This window comes from bacterium (genome assembly GCA_040754625.1).
In the GTDB taxonomy this organism is placed as follows: Bacteria; JACRDZ01; JAQUKH01; order JAQUKH01; family JAQUKH01; genus JAQUKH01.
The window spans coordinates 1-21,272 of sequence record JBFMCF010000095.1 but is presented as its reverse complement, the minus strand read 5'-3'; the positions used below and the strand labels follow the sequence as shown (position 1 = coordinate 21,272).

At 38.2% G+C, this 21,272-nt stretch carries 17 protein-coding genes; all 17 read right to left on the bottom strand.

Features of this window, described 5'->3' with window-relative positions; genetic code table 11:
- Positions 1 to 122: 122 nt before the first annotated feature.
- Positions 123 to 1,043 (bottom strand): dihydroorotate dehydrogenase, encoded by a 921-nt coding sequence (locus tag AB1498_08680; protein ID MEW6088364.1) that lies wholly within the window; start codon positions 1,041 to 1,043, stop codon positions 123 to 125.
- Entirely contained in the window at positions 1,033 to 1,821 is a 789-nt protein-coding gene (locus AB1498_08675; protein MEW6088363.1) for a dihydroorotate dehydrogenase electron transfer subunit, read from the bottom strand. Before AB1498_08675 ends, AB1498_08680 begins: the two co-directional genes overlap by 11 nt.
- Positions 1,799 to 2,230: a hypothetical protein gene (locus AB1498_08670; GenBank protein MEW6088362.1), complete on the bottom strand. Its 432-nt coding sequence runs from the start codon at positions 2,228 to 2,230 to the stop codon at positions 1,799 to 1,801. The genes AB1498_08675 and AB1498_08670 overlap by 23 nt, the downstream gene beginning before the upstream one ends.
- Complete coding sequence (carB, locus tag AB1498_08665) at positions 2,208 to 5,444, bottom strand: carbamoyl-phosphate synthase large subunit (protein MEW6088361.1); 3,237 nt, start codon at positions 5,442 to 5,444, stop codon at positions 2,208 to 2,210. The genes AB1498_08670 and carB overlap by 23 nt, the downstream gene beginning before the upstream one ends.
- A gap of 23 nt (positions 5,445 to 5,467) precedes the next feature.
- Positions 5,468 to 6,622 (bottom strand): glutamine-hydrolyzing carbamoyl-phosphate synthase small subunit, encoded by a 1,155-nt coding sequence (gene carA / locus AB1498_08660; GenBank protein ID MEW6088360.1) that lies wholly within the window; start codon positions 6,620 to 6,622, stop codon positions 5,468 to 5,470.
- Positions 6,619 to 7,914, bottom strand: a complete 1,296-nt coding sequence (locus AB1498_08655) for a dihydroorotase (protein MEW6088359.1) — start codon at positions 7,912 to 7,914, stop codon at positions 6,619 to 6,621. Before AB1498_08655 ends, carA begins: the two co-directional genes overlap by 4 nt.
- Before the next feature lie 67 nt (positions 7,915 to 7,981).
- The gene (locus tag AB1498_08650; GenBank protein ID MEW6088358.1) at positions 7,982 to 8,902 is read right to left on the bottom strand and encodes an aspartate carbamoyltransferase catalytic subunit; all 921 of its coding nucleotides are present in this window, start codon (positions 8,900 to 8,902) and stop codon (positions 7,982 to 7,984) included.
- A 28-nt stretch (positions 8,903 to 8,930) separates the two neighbouring features.
- Positions 8,931 to 9,485 (bottom strand): bifunctional pyr operon transcriptional regulator/uracil phosphoribosyltransferase PyrR, encoded by a 555-nt coding sequence (gene pyrR / locus AB1498_08645; GenBank protein MEW6088357.1) that lies wholly within the window; start codon positions 9,483 to 9,485, stop codon positions 8,931 to 8,933.
- A gap of 222 nt (positions 9,486 to 9,707) precedes the next feature.
- A complete protein-coding gene (locus AB1498_08640; GenBank protein ID MEW6088356.1) occupies positions 9,708 to 10,667 on the bottom strand; it encodes a hypothetical protein in 960 nt (319 codons plus the stop codon).
- Positions 10,668 to 11,038: 371 nt separating this feature from the next.
- The gene (gene tatC, locus AB1498_08635) at positions 11,039 to 11,782 is read right to left on the bottom strand and encodes a twin-arginine translocase subunit TatC (GenBank protein ID MEW6088355.1); all 744 of its coding nucleotides are present in this window, start codon (positions 11,780 to 11,782) and stop codon (positions 11,039 to 11,041) included.
- A 51-nt stretch (positions 11,783 to 11,833) separates the two neighbouring features.
- Positions 11,834 to 13,141, bottom strand: coding sequence for a NapC/NirT family cytochrome c (locus tag AB1498_08630; GenBank protein ID MEW6088354.1), 1,308 nt, complete (start codon positions 13,139 to 13,141; stop codon positions 11,834 to 11,836).
- Between the two features lie 83 nt (positions 13,142 to 13,224).
- Positions 13,225 to 14,424 carry a c-type cytochrome biogenesis protein CcsB gene (gene ccsB / locus AB1498_08625; protein ID MEW6088353.1) on the bottom strand — a complete coding sequence of 400 codons (1,200 nt, stop codon included), beginning with the start codon at positions 14,422 to 14,424 and terminating at the stop codon, positions 13,225 to 13,227.
- Positions 14,425 to 14,547: 123 nt separating this feature from the next.
- Positions 14,548 to 14,949: a cytochrome c3 family protein gene (locus tag AB1498_08620; protein ID MEW6088352.1), complete on the bottom strand. Its 402-nt coding sequence runs from the start codon at positions 14,947 to 14,949 to the stop codon at positions 14,548 to 14,550.
- A gap of 36 nt (positions 14,950 to 14,985) precedes the next feature.
- Entirely contained in the window at positions 14,986 to 16,440 is a 1,455-nt protein-coding gene (locus tag AB1498_08615) for a CsgG/HfaB family protein (GenBank protein MEW6088351.1), read from the bottom strand.
- 89 nt (positions 16,441 to 16,529) lie between these two features.
- On the bottom strand, positions 16,530 to 18,263 hold the full coding sequence (locus tag AB1498_08610) for a hypothetical protein (GenBank protein MEW6088350.1): 1,734 nt from the start codon (positions 18,261 to 18,263) through the stop codon (positions 16,530 to 16,532).
- Between the two features lie 17 nt (positions 18,264 to 18,280).
- On the bottom strand, positions 18,281 to 19,993 hold the full coding sequence (locus tag AB1498_08605; GenBank protein MEW6088349.1) for a hypothetical protein: 1,713 nt from the start codon (positions 19,991 to 19,993) through the stop codon (positions 18,281 to 18,283).
- 1 nt (position 19,994) lies between these two features.
- A complete protein-coding gene (locus AB1498_08600) occupies positions 19,995 to 21,041 on the bottom strand; it encodes a hypothetical protein (protein ID MEW6088348.1) in 1,047 nt (348 codons plus the stop codon).
- Positions 21,042 to 21,272 lie beyond the last annotated feature (231 nt).

Sequence of the window (21,272 nt, the reverse complement as noted above, 5' to 3'; positions counted from 1 at the left end):
TTGTTACCGACTGGAAAGATTATTCTTTTTCTGGTTCGCTTGATTTTAATTTGAATAAAATTATCAGTTAATGTTTACGCAGGCTAAAGCCTGCGGCTACAAAACCACCGGTAACTGACCGGTTACCTTTCCAGGCTGGATATTAAACTTTTAACATCTGAGATTTTATTTTTTGTTAGATATGAGTTAATGCCATTTATAATTTCTAATGTTGCAAGCGGATTAACAAAATTGGCGGTCCCAACCTGCACCGCGGAGGCCCCGGCGATAATAAATTCCAGCGCACTATAATAATCCGTTATCCCGCCCATCCCTATAACAGGTATTTTTATACACTGCGCGACCTGCCATACCATGCGAAGGGCTATAGGTTTTATCGCCGGCCCGGAAAGGCCGCCTGTAACATTCGCGAGCACCGGTTTTCTTTTATTAATATCGATCGCCATACCTAAAATCGTGTTAATCAAAGATACCGCATCCGCGCCCGCGTCTTCGGCCGACTTGGCTATTGCCGTATTTTTTTCCGTGTTGGGCGATAATTTCATTATGACCGGAATTCTGGATTTCGCCTTTACCTCTTTAACCAGCTTATTAACAACCTCCGGGTCATGCCCAAAGGCCATCCCCCCCTTTTCAACATTAGGGCATGAAATATTCACCTCTAAAAAAGATATACCTTTTTCATCGCTTATTTTTTCCGCCAGCTCCGCGTATTCCTCGATCTTTTTGCCGTAAATATTCACTATAACTCTTGTATCGAATTTTCGCAAAAACGGCAGTTTTTCTTTTATAAAAATCTCAAGCCCGACATTTTGAAGCCCGATGGCGTTCAACATCCCGGACGGAGTTTCAACGATCCGGGGTGTTTTGTTCCCCTGCTGGGGTTTAAGCGATACCCCCTTCACGACAAAACCGCCGAGTTTATTCAAATCAAAGATCTCCGCGTATTCCTGCCCGTATCCAAAACATCCCGACGCGGCAATGACAGGATTCTTGAAAGTTACTCCGGCGATTTTTACTGATAAATTCGGTTTATTCTTCATCCCAATCCACCTCATTCATACCAAAAACAGGCCCCTCTTTGCATACCCTTTTATATTCTCCTTTTATCTTTACTACACACCCCAGGCACACTCCGACTCCGCATGCCATTTCTTTTTCAAGCGAGGCTTGCCCGGTTATATTATTTTTTAATGCCCATTTGGCTATTTCTTTCATCATGGGGCGCGGGCCGCAGGTATATACTGAGGGCAGGCCAAGGCCTGCCCCTACAAATAATTTATTATCTAATAAACATGTAATTAAACCTTTTTTACCACAGGAACCGTCTTCGGTTGCAATATGAATTTTGATCCCGAGCTTTTTGAATGGGGCAATTGTTATCAAATTTTCACTGCTTTTTGCGCCAAAATATAACTCCACATCTATATTTTTCTCAATAAGTTTATGTGCCAAAAAATACAAGGGAGCTACACCCATTCCGCCCACAAAAAGAATTGATTTCTTCTTTTTTTTATCAATAGAAAAACCGGTACCTAAAGGTCCTAAAACACTGATTTTATCGCCGGATCTTTTCAGGGAAAGTAGTTTTGTACCCTCTCCGACAATCCTATATAATATTTTTATTTTATTATCTTTCGCATCATGGATACTGAATGGGCGCGGTAAAAGAGGGTCTAGAGTTTCGCCGCATCTTATTTCCACAAATTGCCCTGGCTTCGCTTTACGCGAGACATAGGACGATTCCAGTTCCATTAAAAATATTTTACCGGGAACCAGAACTGTATTACTGATAATCTTAATGTTTTGTTGCCTGATCATTATTGGTTTTATCCACCGGATTAATCTGTTCAACCGTGAAAAACTTCTGGCCGAACAAATGATTGTTTGAGTAAATACGAAATTCATATTTCCCGGGGTGCTTGAAATTTATTCCCCTGAGCGTGAAAGGCAGGTCGTAACTCTGGAGTTTATCAGGAAGGTTAACTTCAGGGGTCTCGCCGAACCCGACAACTTCGTTGCTTATAAGGTCAACCAGTTCAAGCTTAAATTTATATGTTCCTTCCGCATCCGTGAATTTTATATAAACGTTTAAAAGGTAATGGACACAGGGGAATTTAACAACGCCTATATTTTCAAAAATACCTATCAGGCTTTTCTTGCCCGTGCCCGCCTCAATAATGATCTGATCGCAAATAAGCATTGCGTTAAGTTTCGGAATTGGTGACATGGTACTCCTGTAGTGATTTTACCTTGATTTTCCCTTTTTTCAGCGCTTCAATCGCCATAATCGAAACCTCGGCCGCGGAAAGGGTCGTGATACAGGGGATACCCCGCAGTGTGGCTTCGGTGCGGATAATTTTGTCGTCATACTTTGATTTTTTTCCCATTGGAGTATTAATAATCAAGTCAATCTTCCCCTGGCACACCTGGTCATATATATCAGGCGTCCCCTCTTTATATTTAAAAACTTTTTCAACTGCCATACCGCTTCGCTGTAAAACCCTGGCGGTGCCGGATGTGGCGACAATTTTAAATCCAAGGTCAACAAGTCTTTTAGCCACAAAAATAATCGGCCTTTTGTCCTTGTCACGGACACTGATAAAAACAGTCCCCTGCAAAGGCAGTTTCTGGGAAGCGGCCAACTGGCTTTTCGCATACGCGAACCCGAAGTCCATGTCAATTCCCATGACCTCGCCGGTTGACTTCATTTCAGGCCCGAGAATTATGTCCACTCCCGGGAATTTAATAAACGGGAGGACCGCTTCTTTGATGCAGATGTGCTTGTTATCCCGCTCCTTGGTAAATCCAAGCTCAGTAAGCTTTTTACCCGCCATCACCCTCGCGGCCAGTTTAGCGAGCGAAACACCGATTGCTTTGCTAATAAAAGGAATTGTCCTTGAAGCGCGGGGATTAACTTCAAGAAGGTAAAGTATGTCGTCTTTTATGGCGTACTGAATATTAATAAGCCCTATTACCTTAAGGTTTTTCGCCAGTTTGTGGGTCGTCTTTTTTATTTCATCTATCATATCGTCGCTGATGCTGAAAGGCGGCAGGACGCACGCAGAATCGCCTGAATGGATTCCCGCTTCTTCAATATGCTCCATAATCCCCCCGATCACGGTTATCTCCCCGTCACTAATCGCGTCAACATCAATCTCAATTGCGTCTTCCAGGAACTTATCGATCAGGATAGGGTGTTCCGGGTTGATATTAATCGCCTTCTTTATAAACTTTTCAAGGTCAGCCTTGTCATAAACAATTTCCATGCCCCGGCCGCCCAAAACATACGACGGCCTTACAAGAACAGGATATCCTATGGTTTTTGCCGCTTTTACAGCCTGTTCAATTGTCGTGGCTGTCCCGCTTTCCGGTTGGTGCAAGTCCAGTTTTTCAACTATATGCTTAAATTTTTTCCTGTCTTCCGCGATATCAATATTTTTAGGGTCTGTCCCGATGATTGGTATTTTATTCCTCTTAAGGGCCATGGCCAATTTCAAAGGTGTCTGCCCCCCGAGCTGGACAATAACTCCATGCGGTTTGACCGCTCTTACTATATTTAAAACATCTTCAAGGGTTAAAGGCTCGAAAAAAAGCTTATCGGAAATGTCGTAATCCGTGCTTACAGTCTCTGGGTTGCTGTTCACCATTATAGTTTCGTACCCGTCTTCACGCAGGCCGAGCGCGGCCTGGACACAGCAATAGTCAAACTCAATTCCCTGGCCGATACGGTTTGGCCCGCTTCCCAGGATAATTATTTTTTTCTTTTTTGAAAGTTTTGTCTCATCTTCAGTTTCATACGTGGAGTAATAATAAGGAGTGTAAGCTTCAAATTCAGCGGCGCAGGTATCTACAAGTTTATACACAGGTTTTAAATTTTTTTCCTCAAGGTATTTTCTTGTTTCCTTAAAATCCTTATTAAACAGGTAGCTTAACTGTTTGTCCGAAAAACCGAATTCTTTGGCTTTTTTTAAAACCGGCAAAGGCAGTTCCTCAAGGTTTTTAAAAGCCCTGATTTCCTTTTCACAATCAACAATCTGCTTTATCTGGTGCAAAAACCACAAATCAATTTTTGTGAGATTATGGATTTCCTCAACAGGGATTTCTCTTTTTATTGCTTCCCGCATGTAAAAAACCCTCTCGGGATTGGCTTTTTTTATTTTTTCCAGGATTTCTTCCAATGTTTTTTCACCAATAATTTTCTCTTTTTCATCACAGCCAAGGCCCGAACGGTCGAATTCCAGCGACCTCAAGGCCTTCTGTAAAGATTCCTTGAATGTCCTTCCAATAGACATCACTTCGCCGACCGATTTCATTTGCGGGCCGAGGGAAGGGTCCGACCCCGGGAATTTTTCAAATGTCCACCTGGGTATTTTTACAACCACGTAATCAATGGTAGGTTCAAACGAAGCTTTTGTCTCCCTGGTAATATCATTGGGAATTTCATCTAATGTGTATCCTACCGCGAGTTTCGCGGCAATCTTCGCGATAGGAAACCCTGTGGCCTTGGACGCCAATGCCGAACTCCTGGACACCCTCGGGTTCATTTCAATAACAACCATGCGCCCGTCTTCCGGGTTTATCCCAAACTGGATATTTGAACCTCCGGTATCAACTCCGATCTCACGTATGCATGCAATTGCCGCGTCACGCATTTTCTGGTACTCAAAATCGGTCAGGGTCTGGATTGGCGCGACGGTAATACTGTCTCCTGTATGTACTCCCATGGGATCAAAATTCTCGATTGAACAAATTACTACCACATTGTCTTTCATATCGCGCATTACTTCAAGCTCATATTCCTTCCAGCCGATTATCGACTCTTCTATCAGGACCTCTCCCACAGGACTCTGCCTGAGCCCCCAGATCAATTTTTCACCGAACTCGCTTTCACAATAAGCTATGCTCCCGCCACTTCCGCCCAGAGTAAAAGACGGCCTGATAATTACCGGGTAGCCAACTTCATCAATAAATTTTTTTGCTTCATTCAAACTATTTACATAAGCGCTTTTAGGCAGGTTGAGATTTATTTTTTTCATTGCCTCTTTAAACAACTTCCTGTTTTCAGCTTTTTGAATAGCTTCAAAATTCGCGCCGATCATTTTTACGTTATATTTTTGAAGAACGTTTGATTCATATAAAGCAACCGCAGTATTTAGCGCGGTCTGGCCGCCCATGGTGGGAAGAAGCGCGTCAGGCCTTTCTTTTTCAATTATTAATTCCACAATGTCCGGTGTAACAGGTTCAATGTATGTCTTGTCAGCAAATTCAGGGTCAGTCATTATAGTAGCGGGATTACTGTTTACCAGTATCACCTCATATCCTTCCTCTTTCAGCGCTTTGCAGGCCTGCGTGCCGGAATAATCAAATTCGCACGCCTGCCCGATTATTATCGGCCCTGAGCCTATAATCAAAATTTTCTTTATATCTGTACGTTTTGGCATATTCTCCAAACAAGTCAAAGGGTTTAAGAGTTCTCTTCAACTCCTAAACTTCTTTTTTTAATTAAATCCACAAACCTTCTAAATAAATATACCGAATCATGCGGCCCCGGCCCTGCCTCAGGGTGATACTGGACAGAAAAAACAGGCAGATATTTATGCTGGATACCCTCCACCGTGTTATCATTTAAATTCACATGTGTCAGCATGACCTTGTTCTTATCCAGTGAATTTTCATCAACCGCAAACCCGTGATTTTGAACGGTAATTTCGATTTTTCCCGTAAGCAGGTTCTTAACAGGCTGGTTAGCGCCGTGATGTCCGAATTTTAATTTATACGTTTTGGCGCCCAGGGCGAGGCAAATCAACTGATGGCCTAAACAAATCCCAAAAATTGGGATCTTACCCGCCAGTTTTTTGATATTTTCAACAGCGTATCCGACAGCTTCAGGGTCTCCCGGCCCGTTAGATAAAAATATCCCGTCGGGATTTTCTTTTAATAAATCATCCGCGCTCATCTGGGCGGGCACTATTTTCAAAACACAACCTGATTCCTTTAAATAACGCAGTTGGTTATATTTGATACCGAAATCATAACATATAACTCTATATTTACCCGGAATCCCCTGCCGGGGCATCCGCCCAGGCGGACAACTTTCCCTTGTTTTATCATCATTCCAAAAATACGATTCTTTACATGTGACTTCCCTTACTAAATCCCTGCCAATAAGATCGGGCGACCTTTTTACCTTTTTTATAAGTTCCTTTACATCATGCAGGCCTTCAGTAAAAATCCCGCCTTTCATCGCGCCTTTTATCCTTATGTGTTTTGTAAGGGCCCTTGTGTCAACCCCATCAATTCCGGCAATTTTGTTTTTTGCAAGATATTCTTCTATTGTTTCGCACCCCCTGAAATTACTAAATACCCGGCTGAACTCCTTCGCGACAAACCCTTCAACCCAAGGTTTTCCGGATTCAACATCCGTCTCATTTAAGCCATAATTTCCAATATGCGGATATGTCATCGCGACAATCTGGCCCCTGTATGACGGATCTGTCAGAATTTCCTGATACCCTGTCATGCTTGTGTTAAAAACTACTTCTCCCGTTTTTTCTTCAACAGAACCTAAAGATTTTCCTTCAAAGATTTTCCCGTCTTCAAGAACCAAAACTGCTTTCAAATTTTCTCCTTTACCCTGCCATCCTGCATTACAATTTCCCCGTTAACAATTGTCATCACAGGCATACCTTTCACTTTCCACCCGGCAAATGGAGTATTCCTTCCTTTTGAGAAAAATAAATCCGGATTAACAATCGATTCTTTTTCCAAATCCAATACTGTAATATCAGCTTTTTTCCCTTTTTGCAATATACCTTTATCCAGATTTAAAACCCGGGACGGATTCAATGTAAACTTTTCAACCATTTCTGTAAGCGTTATTTTTTTCCGGTGGACTAATTCACTTAAAATAACAGAGATTGACGTTTCAAGCCCCGCAATCCCAAATGCCGCACGGTCATATTCCACTTCTTTATCAGTCCTTGCGTGGGGGGCGTGGTCACTGGCAATACAATCAATTGTCCCGTCTCTTAATCCTTCAACCAGGGCAACGCGGTCATCTTCCCCGCGTAAAGGCGGGTTTACCTTTGTATTGGTATCATATCCTTCGGCAAGGCTTTCATCTAAAACCAGGTGGTGCGGCGTAACTTCCGCTGTCACATTTACTCCGCGTTTTTTCGCATTTCTAACCAGTTCAACTGAATAAAATGAACTTATATGGGCAATATGCAGTTTGCTTTTTGTAAATTCGGCCAATTGAATATCCCTTGCTACTATAACCTCCTCCGCGGCCTTCGGTATTCCGATTAAACCAAGTTTTGTAGAGATAAAACCTTCATTTATCATCCCGTCCTTCGAGAGATTAAAATCCTCACAATGGGATATAATATTAAGGTCAAATAATTTCGCATATTCAAACGCCCGGCGGATTAAATCCGCATTCTGAATGCATTTACCGTCATCAGATAACGCCTTGACACCGCTTTCAAAAAGTTCTCCCATTTCTGTCAATTCTTCGCCTTTTAAACCTTTAGAAATTGCTCCAACCGGGAAAACATTTACTATTCCTTCTTCTTTGGCGCGGCTTGTTATAAACCTGATTACCTCCTGATTATCCGCAACAGGATTGGTATTAGGCATACATGCAATCGAAGTAAAACCGCCATGCGCGGCAGCGTAACTGCCTGTCTTTATTGTTTCTTTATATTCATAACCAGGTTCTCTCAGATGGACATGAATATCAAGAAATCCGGGACAAATTATTTTACCGCTAAGATCAATAATATCTTTGGTTTTGTTGTCGAGTTTATGGCCTATTTCAACAATTTTCCCCTTCTCAATCAAAATATCTAATTTAGCGTCAATTTTTTGAGATGGATCGATTACACGGCCATTTTTTAATAATAAATTCATAATTCCCTTCCGTTTAAACTGTTTGAACGGTTTAAACGGTTTAAACGGTTTAAACCGTTTTTTATTTCTATTTTCTCGTTCCCAGCAGATACAGCACAGCCATTCTGACAGCCACACCGCTTGTTACTTGTTCATTTATCAAAGAAAACGGCCCATCAGCCACTTCCGGAGAAATTTCCACGCCTCTGTTAATGGGACCGGGATGCATTACTAAAACATCCTTTTTAGCCAGGGAAAGCCGCTCGTGGTTTAAACCAAAAAACCTGGAATATTCTCTTATGCTTGGTAAAAAACCGCTTTTTTGCCTTTCCTGCTGGATTCTTAAAAGATAAATCACATCTGCATTTTTTATAGATTCATCAAAATTATAAGAAATTTCCACTCCCATTTTTTCGATACCGCGGGGAATAAAAGTCGGCGGCGACACCACTGTTATTTCCGCTCCCAGTTTTTTCATTCCCCAGATATTTGAACGCGCCACCCTGCTGTGAAATATATCTCCGACTATTACTATTTTAAGGCCTTCTATTTTTTTCTTCCTTTTTATTATCGTGAACATATCAAGCAAAGCCTGTGTCGGGTGTTCATGCATTCCATCACCTGCATTAATTACCGAAAATTTTGAATATTTCGCTAAAAAATGCGGCGCTCCCGACGAAGAATGCCGTATAATAACAATGTCCGCGTTCATCGCTTCCAGTGTCTTACCTGTATCCAATAAAGTCTCCCCTTTTGTAACACTGCTGGTGCTTACCTGTATATTTATCATATCCCCGCTCAAGCGTTTTCCTGCCAGTTCAAATGAAGTCCTCGTGCGGGTGCTTGCCTCAAAGAACAGGTTAATTATAGTTTTCCCGCGTAACGTGGGAACCTTTTTAATGTCCCTGCCGGAAACTTCCTCGAATAACTTTGCCGTTTCTAAAATCAACTCAATTTCTTCCCGGGAAATACATTCCAGACCAAGTAAATCTTTTGATTTTAACTGCATCAGACTCCTATATTATTAAGACAAGGGGTCATGAACCCCTTGTTTCATTATTCTTTACCACTACAATTTCATCCTTCCCATCCAGTTCAGCAAACCTGACCACTATTTTTTCATCCAGCGAAGTCGGCACATTTTTCCCCACATAATCCGGTTTGATAGGAAGCTCCCTGTGGCCCCTGTCAACCATAACAGCCAATTGAATTCCCCTCGGCCTTCCGAAATCAATCAGCGCGTCTAACGCCGCGCGAATTGTCCTTCCTGTGAAAATTACTTCGTCAACCAGGATAATTTTTTTGTCCCGGATGTCAAAAGAAATATCAGTCTTTTTTACGACAGGATTATTAATCCCGCTCGACGTATCATCCCTGTAAAGGGTTATATCTAAAGCCCCAAGGGGCAGGTCCTGCCTGATAATTTCTTTAATTTTCCAGGAAAGCCTCCTCGCAAAATAATAACCCCTTGTCTGTATCCCGACAATTACAAGGTTCCCAATATCCTTGTTTCTTTCCAATATCTCATGGGCCATTCTGTTAATTGTCCTGTTCAGAATTTCAGCATCTATTACCTGGGTTTCTTTTTCCATAGTTTCCTGCAAAAAAAAACCTTCCTATGTTTTCAATAGGAAGGTTTTTTATATAATTCTAAATTTATATTTTTCATAATTTTCCCTTTCCAGTTTCACTGAACCGGTTTAAAGGCTGGAAATATTATAACAATAAAATTCAATTTGTCAAGAAAATAAACCAATTAAAAAAGGCCTCCCGGTTATAACCGGGAGGCCTTTTTATTATACGAAAAAATTTAATTAAAACTCAGCTGCGACGCCTAGTGAAATATTATTCGCTGCTGCTCTTGCCGCGGCAGATTCTAAATATTTTTTACTCACAATATCCGCCCTTAAAATTCCTGTAACTCCATCGGCTATTTTGCAGTTGCCTTTTACAATAACCGCATTTGTTTTTCCAAACATATCATAACCAACGTTTAAACTGTGTTTTTCATTAATTTTATAACCAACATCTAAAACTATTTCACTCTTTGGAGCTGATTTAGCGGCGTCTGATATATCAGTTGCGCCGGCGATAGTGTCATCGAGCCCGCCGATAAATTGGACTGTTAAATCCACGGGATTCAACGCATATCCCACATTAGCGGCAAAAAACGAATTTTTTCCGCCAACATCATCATTACTGTCAAAATTATATGTAGCGCCTAAATTTACACCTGAAACATCAGCGCCGACATTCACTACAACATCTTTTGTGGTAGCTCCCTTAGTATTTAGAGTACCGTCAACAACTGCGATAGCATACGAAACTACATCCGCTTTACCGCTGTAACGGATCTGGTTCATCGCGTTACCTGTCAGCCTGCCGACAAATATTTCCTTGTTAATAAAAGTTTCTCTTATAGCATACCCCGGTACATTTGTCTGGCCAATTAACAAATTACCGCCGCCAAGAGCAATATTTATATAAGTATCACCTAAACCGGGATTATTGGTTTCTAATGTGGCAACACCTGCACCATCAAAATTGTTAGAAATCTGCGCGCTGATTTTATCAGTAATAGTAGCCTTTGCTATTAATCTTGCCTCACGGAGATCAAACGCTTTTAGATTATAACCCGTTTCTGTTACACTCAAACCGCCCAGATTTTGCCGAACATCAACCTTCCCGCTGATTTTCACATCGGCGGCACTTGATAAACCAGCCAATCCCATAATCATTACTACTGCTAACATTGTTATACTGAGTTTTCTCATTTTTCGCTTCCTCCTTTTTACTTATTGTTTATTACACAGAGAATATATATATTACCCTTTCAGCTTTTTTGAGATTTTGATATTCCCTAATTTTGCTTATACCAAGCAGAACAAAACATTAAAGGTTTTCTTCTTTTATACCGCCTCCTTTCCTCAATTTACAATCTATAAAATATTGCAGAAGACGAGCTAAATATGTTAATTTATTCTTTATTCAGTGTCAAACTTTAGCATAGTATTTTTGCATTGTCAAGAAAAAAAACACCCAAAATATCAACAAAATTTATTTACTGTATTTACTATAAAATCATATCGGAAGATATTTTAAAAACTTTAATTTTTTATCCTGCCGGAAAATTCCGCTGTTTCGATTAAAATTTTTCTGTCATATGAACATTTGGTATTTTCTGACGCGGCAGGTATGAAAACCATATGCCCGTTTCATATAAAATAATCATTGGCAGTGCGAGCAGAATTTGCGACATTATATCAGGCCCGGGGGTTAATAATCCTGCAGTAATAAAAACAATAAGAATTGCATAACTCCTGTTTTTTCTTAAAACGTCAGGATGTACTATGTTAAATTTAGTCAAAAAATAAATTATTAACGGTAATTCAAATATTAAACCAAAAGAAAATAAGGTCCATAAAAAAAACGACAGATACCCGCTTGCTGTCCATTGCGCGGAAAGAGACTCATTTTCAAACTGCAAAAAAAATTTTAATGCCTGGGGAATGACAATATTATAAGAAAACACAATCCCGGCCGCAAAAAGCAAAAAAGATGCAAGACTTATAAATAACACGCTCCTCACAGTATTTTCCGCCTTAACCGGCAGCAAAGAAAAAATATGGTAAAAAATAAACGGGACAGTTAAAAATATGCCTCCAAATACAGAAATTTTCAGGTTTATATAAAAAGCTTCCACTGGTGTTATAAAAATCAAAATCTGTCCGGGTTTTATTTTTAAATATGGGGATTTTGCTAAATTCCAGATACTGTCCCTGAAAAAATAGCACAAAAAAGACGCCAGGAAAATGAATATAAATATTGTTATTATTTTTTGCCTTAAATTATGCAGGAATAAATAAATCTTATCGCTTTCGATATCCATAATAAATAGGGGCGGGTTTTAAACCCGCCCCCCTGACTTCTTAAACCAAAATTAACTATGCTTTTTTGATAATAAGTCCTTTGCCTTTTCTAATTTTTCCTTTGCTTTTTTCAGCATAGCATCGGAATAATCAGAATTATGCGCTCCGCGGCTCCCGTCTTTCACCGCATAATCATAATTATATTTAGCATCATTAAACAAACTTTCTGCTTCAGCTATATCTGAACTGAGTTTTTTGCCTTCTTTCTTTAAAAGTTTATCAACCTCATCTATTAAACCCTTTACTGGCGCTACTGAAGCCTCATAACCAGCCTGCCAATCCTTGACCATATCCTTATAACCTGAACTATGGCACCCGTCACAGGTGGAAACATCTGCTTTAAAATTATTACCTTCAGAATGCCCGCAATCTCCGCATTCTGCCTGCCCATTCATTAACCCGGGCATATCTTCAACTTCCTTTGCTCCTTTACCTGCATGCATATTTACCTGTCCTATATGGCATTTCCCGCAGTTATCTCTGAATGCCTTTTCGCCATTATGGCAGCGGAAACAGATTTCCATCCTTGGAAGATTCTTTGGCCCGATTCCTAAATCCACAGGGGCATGAGCGATTTCCTGATGGCAATCCAGACAAATCAACCCCTTATCTTCATGAGAAGCATGCGGCCCTGGAACTGCGCTGAATTTCTTCTCTATCACGGCTGCATTTGATTTGACCTCTGGCTTGCTTTCAGGTGCTAAGGCATTAGGGTCCTTTTCCACATCCTTTTGGGCGTCTAATAGAGCATTTGCGACAATCATTCCGGTTTTATCAGGATGGCACCGTTTGCAGGCATCATTTGTTACCCTGCGTTTCTTCCCGTGAAGAGGAGCAATATACAGCGGTCCTTTTTTCGGTTTATGAATGTACTGGGGTAAAATAAAAACATGTTCGTTTGCCGATGATTTAGATATATAAGGATTCCATTCTTTTTTCTCTACCCAGTTTTTAATACGCTCTTCTTCCTCTTTCGACAAGTGGAGCTCATCCACCGGTTCGCCTTTTTCCCCGGTAACTTCATGAACGATAGAAAGCATTGCTTCCATTTTCCCTATCATCAAACCCACAAGACCCGGATCATAATGGCAGGCATGGCAGTCCGCTTTATGTCCATGATGCTTAACCGGCTTTCCATTCCCCCCGTGAAATGATGCCCTGTATGAAACAACATCTTGAACCATATCATGACATGTCATTTTGCAAAAGGCCGGAGCTGAGGAAAAATCGATTCCAAGTTTAAGTCCATAAACTATAACAACAGCAATAATAATAGAAATAACTACATTTGCTTTTATCCACTCTTTAATTTTGCCCATTTATTTTTTTCACCCCCTTTCATAAAATTTTTGTTTAGCAAAAATTTTTCCAAACTACAAAATACATACACTCATACAATATTTTATCCGTAACTATGCAACCCGGGCAGTAATAGACTTACACCAAAATAGGTAAATATAACTGCCCAAAAACCATAAACTGTTATATATATAGATTCAATCTCCGTCCACCCGGAGATTTTTCTTGCATGAAGATAGGCCGCGTAAATAAACCATGTTATCAGCGACCATGTTTCTTTCGGGTCCCACGACCAGTAATTTCCCCATGCTTCATTGGCCCATATAGCTCCTGTAATTATACCAAAAGTCAAAAAAGGGAAAGCGTAAACAACTGCTTTATAAGCTATTTTACCAATAATCTCTATTTCCGGAAGCCTGTTTTTTAACTCCGTGCTTTTTTTATTTAGTATAAAATAAATAAAAGCAAAGGCCGCCCATCGTATTAAGATGTTTATTATACTCTGGCTGTATTTTATTTTCAATAGAAAAGAAAATAGAGCCATAATTATTATACAAACATTTAAACTGGAAAATATAAACGGTAGTCCGGTTTTTATTGCCCCGTATTTTTTAGTTATAAACCAATAAGCAATAAAAAAACTTAATGCTAATTCTAATACAAAAATAGATTTTTTTAAAGAAAAATTTAAAATATTTCTGTTTAAAAAATCCAGGCTTGAAATTTTGTAAAATAACTGATAAATATCCATACTGAAGAAACAGATTAACAAACTTAGAATTAACGTAATGCTGAAAGAGGAAAATTTTTCCCTGATATGAATCTCTTTATTTTCAAATTTTAGAAGGTAAAGCAAGGCACAGCCGTAAGATACAGCAAACCCGGCATATCCGATAAAAATAACAGCTACATGGATTTCAAGCCATAAACTTTGCAAAATAGGGACCAGGGGTTGAATGCCGGGGGAGAGTGTTTTTGCATAAATAAGCGCAAGGACCGAAAGAGTGACTACAAAAATACCAAGTCCGAAAAGCTGATATTTAAATTCTACATAAAAATAAAAAAGGACGATGGCCCATGAAAAATAAATAAGTGATTCATACAAATTAATAAACGGCGCGTGCCCTGATTCTGCTATACGAAAAATAATCCCGGTAGTATGAATAATAAAGCCAAATATAATAAATATTTTAGCCGCGAGATTTAATTTATCTCTTTTATTATAAATCAAGTGGCATACACAAAAAATATCTGCCAGAAAATAAATAAAAACAGAAAGGTTTAAAAAAATAACATTTTTCACAGTTTTTATTATATATCTTTATAATTTACCCGGCAACATAAAATAAGGGGAAATGACCAATATTCATTTTTGATCACTTCCCCTGATACTATACATCCAACTAAATTAAAATAATTTAGCTGACTATTCCTTTTCTCCTGCCGCCTTTGGATGGCAACCTTCACATTTTGTCGGAGCCTTTTTCTCTTTATCTTTCTTATGGCACCCTTCTAAACAAGCAATATGAAAAGGATTTTCTTTTGTTGATCCGCTGGTGGCATCAATTTTCTTTCCGTCCTTTTCCTGCACTTTTGCATGGCATGCTTCATTAGAACACTTTGTTTGTTCAGCTTTTTCGCCATCTGCCTTTTTATGATGGCATTCTTCACATTTGATTTTTAATGTTTCACCATGTTTTTTATGGTCCAAAACAACAGGCGTTTTTTTCTTTTTCCAATGCTCAATCGTCATTTTTTCCGGAACTGCCGCAAACACAACAGTTGACAAAAACAATACAGTAAAAATTCCTCCTAATAGTTTTCTCACTCTTATTTCACCCCCTTTCTTTTATCAATCAAAATATTATTCCAATTTAGATCTTATCTCCTCATACAACTTCTTTGCTTCCTCAGCATCTTCCGATGCCTTGGTAGCTTCTTTTTTTACCTGTTCAGCCATCTCTCTTAACCTTACAGAGTCTGATTTTACTTTAGCCGCTTCAGCTTTGAGCTTTTTTACCTGTTCCTCTTTTTCCTTAGCAACCTTCAACTGTTCAGCAGTAATCTCCTGAGGCAGCTCTTTTTGCATTTTCTGCACTTCTGCTAGTTGCGCATTTAATGAGTCAATTTTTTCCCTGACAGCTTTTTCGTTATCCTGCGCCTTTTTAACATCAGGATTCAATTCGTTTAATTCTTTTGTTAAACTCTCCAATGACTTTTGTGTTGCGTCATATTTTTCCTGCATATCCTTGGCTTCAACTTTTGCGGCATCCGCCTTCTTTTTGTAATCATCCGCTTCTTCATTATTGCCTCTTATACGGGCAACCCGTTCTTTAGCAGTAAAAATATTTATCTGGCCTGTAATTTCATCTAATTTATCCTTGTTACTCTTCGATTCAGTTTCAATTTCTTTTATCTTGCCTTCAACGGCAATTTTGGCGGTAACTTTCTTCTTTGAAACTGCAGTCAGAGATGTCAATTCATTATCAACTGTTTTAATTTCTTCTTCTAATCCGGTTTTTTTCCTGATTAACGCATCCGGATTTATCCTTATTGCTTCTTGTTCATCCTGCTTGACTTTCAACTCTAAATCTTTTGATTTTTCTTCTGCGTCCCTGGCCTGGCTATCCAGTTCTTCCGACTTACTTTTCAAATCTTTTGCTTTAATTTCAGCCCTTTCCATTTCTTGCTTGGAATTGCTGATTTTTATTTTTGCTTCTTTTAAAGAATTTTTCGATTTTTTAATAATAGGAGCAAGTAAATTTTTCACCATTCTCCTGGACAACATCTCGGTTGAACTTATTTTCCCAAAATCCAAAAGGTATGCAAAACTGCTGCCGGAAGCAATATAATCCACCTGCCAGATAAGGGACCCGTCTTTTGTATCAAGCATGTGAATATTCATTGATATCAGAGGGTCGTCTTTTTTCCCCATTTCAAAAGTGTCTATCATCCCTATAATAATAGCATCCACCCCGCAGGCTTCCCCTATTTTCTGTGCATCAGCAATTTCTAAAGTATTTAGCCCGCCTTTTGACCTTACTTTTACTTCTTTTAAAGCCTTTTCCAACTCGCCGGGTTCTACCACCTTGAACTGGCCTGATGTTATTAACTCTATCAGGAAAATATTAGCTAATTTTTCTGATGCATTTTTATCTTTACTCATATTATCAAATGAAAGAATAGCCAGCTTTTTTATTTTATGCAAAGGTGCTTCTTCTTTTAAATAAGTGCGCATTGAAGCTCCACATCCGGCAGATAGGAACATAGCGGCAAAAAATATTAAAACCAATTTTTTTTCATGGAATAATCCCCTCATTCCCATTCCTCCTTTTTTGCAAATAATTTATTTGCAAGATTTTTTATGTTAACATATAAAATTTCTTTTTGTCAAGTAAAAAATATATATTAAAAAGTAAAAGACATATTAAAAGAAAATCTTTCATCGTTTTTGCTGTCACTTGGATTTTTTAAATTTTCCTGGGTGCCGACATTATAAGAGAAAGAACCACTGCCTATAGTTCCTAAAGGATAAGAAGTAGTTATGGAATAATTTGTACTTCTGGTCGCACTAAGTTCTCCATCAGATGAGTCCTCGCCGAAAGATGCATTAATTGCCAGAGAGAGGCCTAAAAACTTAGTACTAATTCCCGGCCCGACATTAGTCCTTTGAGAAACATGTGCGCCTGTTTCATTAAAAGTACGGTCTAATGAACCAGAAAAACTTACATTTGTATCTTTAAGTTTATAGTTTAAAGCACCATTATAGTTATAAGTTGTATTAGCACTGCTTGAAGCTGGAGAAATATTCTGATTATGAGTGTAAGAAGTGCTTATTGTACCGTTTAAATCCTCAATTATTGTTAAACCATAACTTAGGTTTATTGAATTACTTGTGGCGTCTCTGTTATCGGTATCAATATTTGAAGTGGTTTTATCTAAGTTATGATTATAGTTGACATTAATCTTATCTATAAACCTGCCGCCTATGCTGAATCTGAAATTTTCATTCTCGGCCAAAGAATCCACAGTAATACTTCTGCTTCTTCTATTTCCATATCCCGCATTAGTTGTAAAATCACTTATATTCAAAGGTGCTAAATCAAGACTTAAATCAACAGAATTAGTTGCATCTAAAGTCTGCCGTGTCTCGCTGGAACCATAACTATAATTTATCTTAAGAACATCGAAAATCGCAGGAAAAGATGCAGTAAAATTTTTTGCTGAAGTATCATCAACTGTTTCATTTGTCTGGCTTTGATTAAGATTCAGTGCAAAGTTTAAACCTTTAATCGGAATAAATTGTAACCTAAAACTGCTTGCCTCAGCAATATCTTCTTTCCCATTAGCGAAATTGCTGCTTATTGCTAAACTGGTATTAATAGAAAAATTTTGAAAAACATCATAAGTAATGTTAACATCTTTTGATTCGGATACAGTGCTTGCAGTTTTTATAACGTCATAAGTATTGCCAATCCTGTACCCTGTAGCTATTCCTAATTTATCACTTAGTAATCTTATTGCGTAACTCACATTAAACCTGTTATCTGTAGTTTGCTCTCCCGTTATGTTATCACTGTTATCAGTATATGAAACCGCACTGGATAAGTTTGAGCCGAGTACCACAAAATTTTTAGAAAATTGCAAACCTACAGACCTGCTGGAGCTTGGGGTAATTTCATTATCTTGAATAGAACTTGCATATGTTAAAGAAAACCTGGGTAAAACCTGCGGATTTACCTGAAAAGTAAAATTTGTCCCTTTGTTATTAGATAATTCTTGATCAAAATCAGAATTAGTATTATCCTGCAATGCTATTGACCATGATACTATATCGTAACTCAAGTCAACGCTTAAATCTGTCGCTTCAGTCTTGGACTTGATGTTATTAGTTACGGTATATCTGACTGCACTGCGGGCAGTCCCTTTACTGGTCAAATCTGTTTTAAGATTTAAAGAATAGTTTTGTGAAAAACTATCTGACATTTCATCGACTGTTAATGGATTGTCGCTGCTGTCAGAAGTAGAATAAGAAAAAGAAGCCCCGCCGCTAATATTTAAGCCTTGCGCAAAATTATTGCGGCTAAAAGCGGCGGTGATTATCAAAGTAAAAATAATAATAAATATTTTTTTATCTATCATAAAACCCGGGTTTTCAATTATTCATGGCAGTTAAAACAAAAACTTTTTTCACCCTTTTTTAATTTATCAACAAACAGAAGTTTTAACGGTTCATGATGGGCATGGCACGTGGCACAATTTATTTTGTTTCCAATGGCAAGCGGGAAACCGTTTAACTCCATTTTTGGGACAACATTTATCAAATGTGTATTTTTATCCTCCCGGTGACAAACATTACATCGGTTTATTAAGTTATTATTATAATAAAGAGCATTTGCTTCGGTTAATTCAGGAAGAACAACATGGCAAAATTTACATTTATTTTCAATATGCGGATTCTTATTTTTGAATTTCTCATCAGCATCATGGCAAACCTGGCATAAGTCATTTGCATTATTTTTCCGGCGGTAATTCGGAAGATCTTTTTTTACTATATTCCAATCCTTATCTAATACCGTCTCGCCATAAGGCAAATGGGCATCATGGCAGGTGTAACAGGTTATTGATTTCCACCTGTCTAAAGGAATATCAAGCGCAATATTTTTCTTCGGTTCTACATCCAGCGGATGCAGGTGATTGCTTTTTTCATGACATCCCTGGCATAAGACCTTGATTTCATATTTAGAATAAATATCAACTGATTCTCTTAACAAGACCCTGTTAAAATTATTTACCTTCCAGCTTACGCATATTTCATTAATATTGTAAGGCAGTTCCTTATGGCAGGACAGGCACTGCCTTTCCCAGTGCGGATTGTCAATTCTGACACGGTTCTGTGTTTTTAAATCATGGCAAACCTTGCAAAATTTGTCTGCCACACGTTTAAAATCTAATGGATTATCTCCATATGTATGTTTTTCATAATCATATTCATCCAAATCCCCGTTTGAACTTCTCAAAAAAACTGTCGCCTTTTTTATCACTTGCCCGTTAGGATAAATTTTTTCATTATTAAAATCAAAATGACAGCTCTGGCAGGACTCTCCATGGGGATCATGGCATGTGTTGCACGTCATACTATCCCATTCATCTAATGGAAAGTTTTCGAATTCAGATTGGTTTTTCATGGCCTCAAAAAGTATCGGAGAAGGTTTAACATTTAAAGGATGATTGACTTTTATTTCATTATCCGCACTTTTGTTATGGCAATCATCCATGCATAATCTCTGAACCGATTTATTCAAAATCACTGTTTCACGGGTATCTCTTGCCATACTGACAGCGGAAGAATGGCACTGGACGCAATTTTTATATATGTAATCCCTTACAAAAGATTCAGTGGAATAGGACTGTGATTTTCCTCCCCATGAGCGGGTTAAATTAGGATCATTATGGCAATTTACCAAGCTGCAGCTCCCTGCGGAACTGAAAGTCCCCCCAAATTTATCTAAAGTAACCTGGACAACCCCGTCCATATGATGCTCTATATTATTGCCGACATCCTTATCATAGTGGCATTCATCACACATATCCCACCGTGTTATAAAATTTCCATTTTTATCTTCCAAATCCCTGTAACTTTTGTTCTGAAATTTGGAAAATCTGGCCATATTTATTTCATCTAAATGGTCTTTATGTTTTCCTGTTTCGGGCTGGCCGTATTTTGAATTTATTCCATGACATTTATTGCAGGTAAATTCCCTGTCGTGCGGATTTCTGTCCAATGAGACAGATAATATGTCTGTATTTATTACAATAAGGATTAATGTAACCAGAACAAAATAAAACTTAATATCCAAATTCTGTCCCATCCTAATATTTCCGCCAGGTTAAGTCTAATTTATCCTCAATATTAATCAAAGGATCTGTATATAACCACTTATTTTCATCTTTTATATATTTAAAGGCTCCTCCCCCTGAACAAATTGAGGCGGCTGACCAAATATTATTTTCCGTATCTATTGCTAATGACTGGATTATTACATTATCATGGTTAAAATCCTGCCAGATGTTGTTCAACTTATCAAACCGGATTACCCCATGGAGCCTTGTTCCAAACCAGATAGAACTTGGTTCGAACGGGTCAATCAAAATGGACAAAATATAATCATTTGCATTTTCTCCGTTTATTTTTCTTGCATACAATTGCCAGCTGTTTTTCTCCTTGTGATAAACAACCAGCCCGTAATTTTCAGAACCCATAAGGACGTAATCTCCGTCAATTGCCAGGGTATTTATATTTTTTATTCCAATAAAATCTTCCGGCGGGTTTATCTTGACCAGAAAATCTTTTTGTGAAGAATATTTAAAAACCCCTTCGTTTGTCCCTATCCATAAGGTATAATCATCACCATTTGCACTTTGTGCAATCGAATTTACTTTTTTGGCTGTCAATCCCTCTTTTAAAGCATATGTTTTCCATTCATTTGTCTCTGTATTAAACCTTACCATCCCAAAATCTGAACCAAACCAAATATAATTATTTTTGATTTTATCAAATAAAACAGCGTTTATTTGTATATCCAGAATCCCGTCTTTATCTTTTATTTTTTCTAATGTATTTTTAACGCGGCTGTATTTTTTCAGGCCGTCCCCGGTCCCGAGCAAAAAATGCTCATTTTCGAGAGGATTAACAGCAATAACCTTAATGTTCTTAACATCTTTATTAGCTATATCCCATTTATCTGATGTTTTATTATATTTTAAAAGGCATTTATTGGTCCCAAACCAAACTAAATCTGTTTCAACAAGGTCTACAGCTACTGAAATAAATTTTATGCCGGGATAATAAATCTCTTCTGCTGAAATAACACTGCATAAAAAAAGGATTATTATATTTAAAAACAATAATCTTTTCATTTTTATAAAAATAGAACACTAGTATTATTATTGAATTAAGTATAGATAAATAAAACGCAAGACTAAGATTTTATAATATTTATTGCTGATTGTCAAGGGGGAATTTAGAGAAGTATCCCCAAAATTTCAGCGTCAAAATAAAGCCGTTTGATAAATCAAATTATTTGTTTGGCCTGTTTTATTGAAAACTATGCCTGAATACTTTGCAAATATTTCTTTTATTCCGTCAGC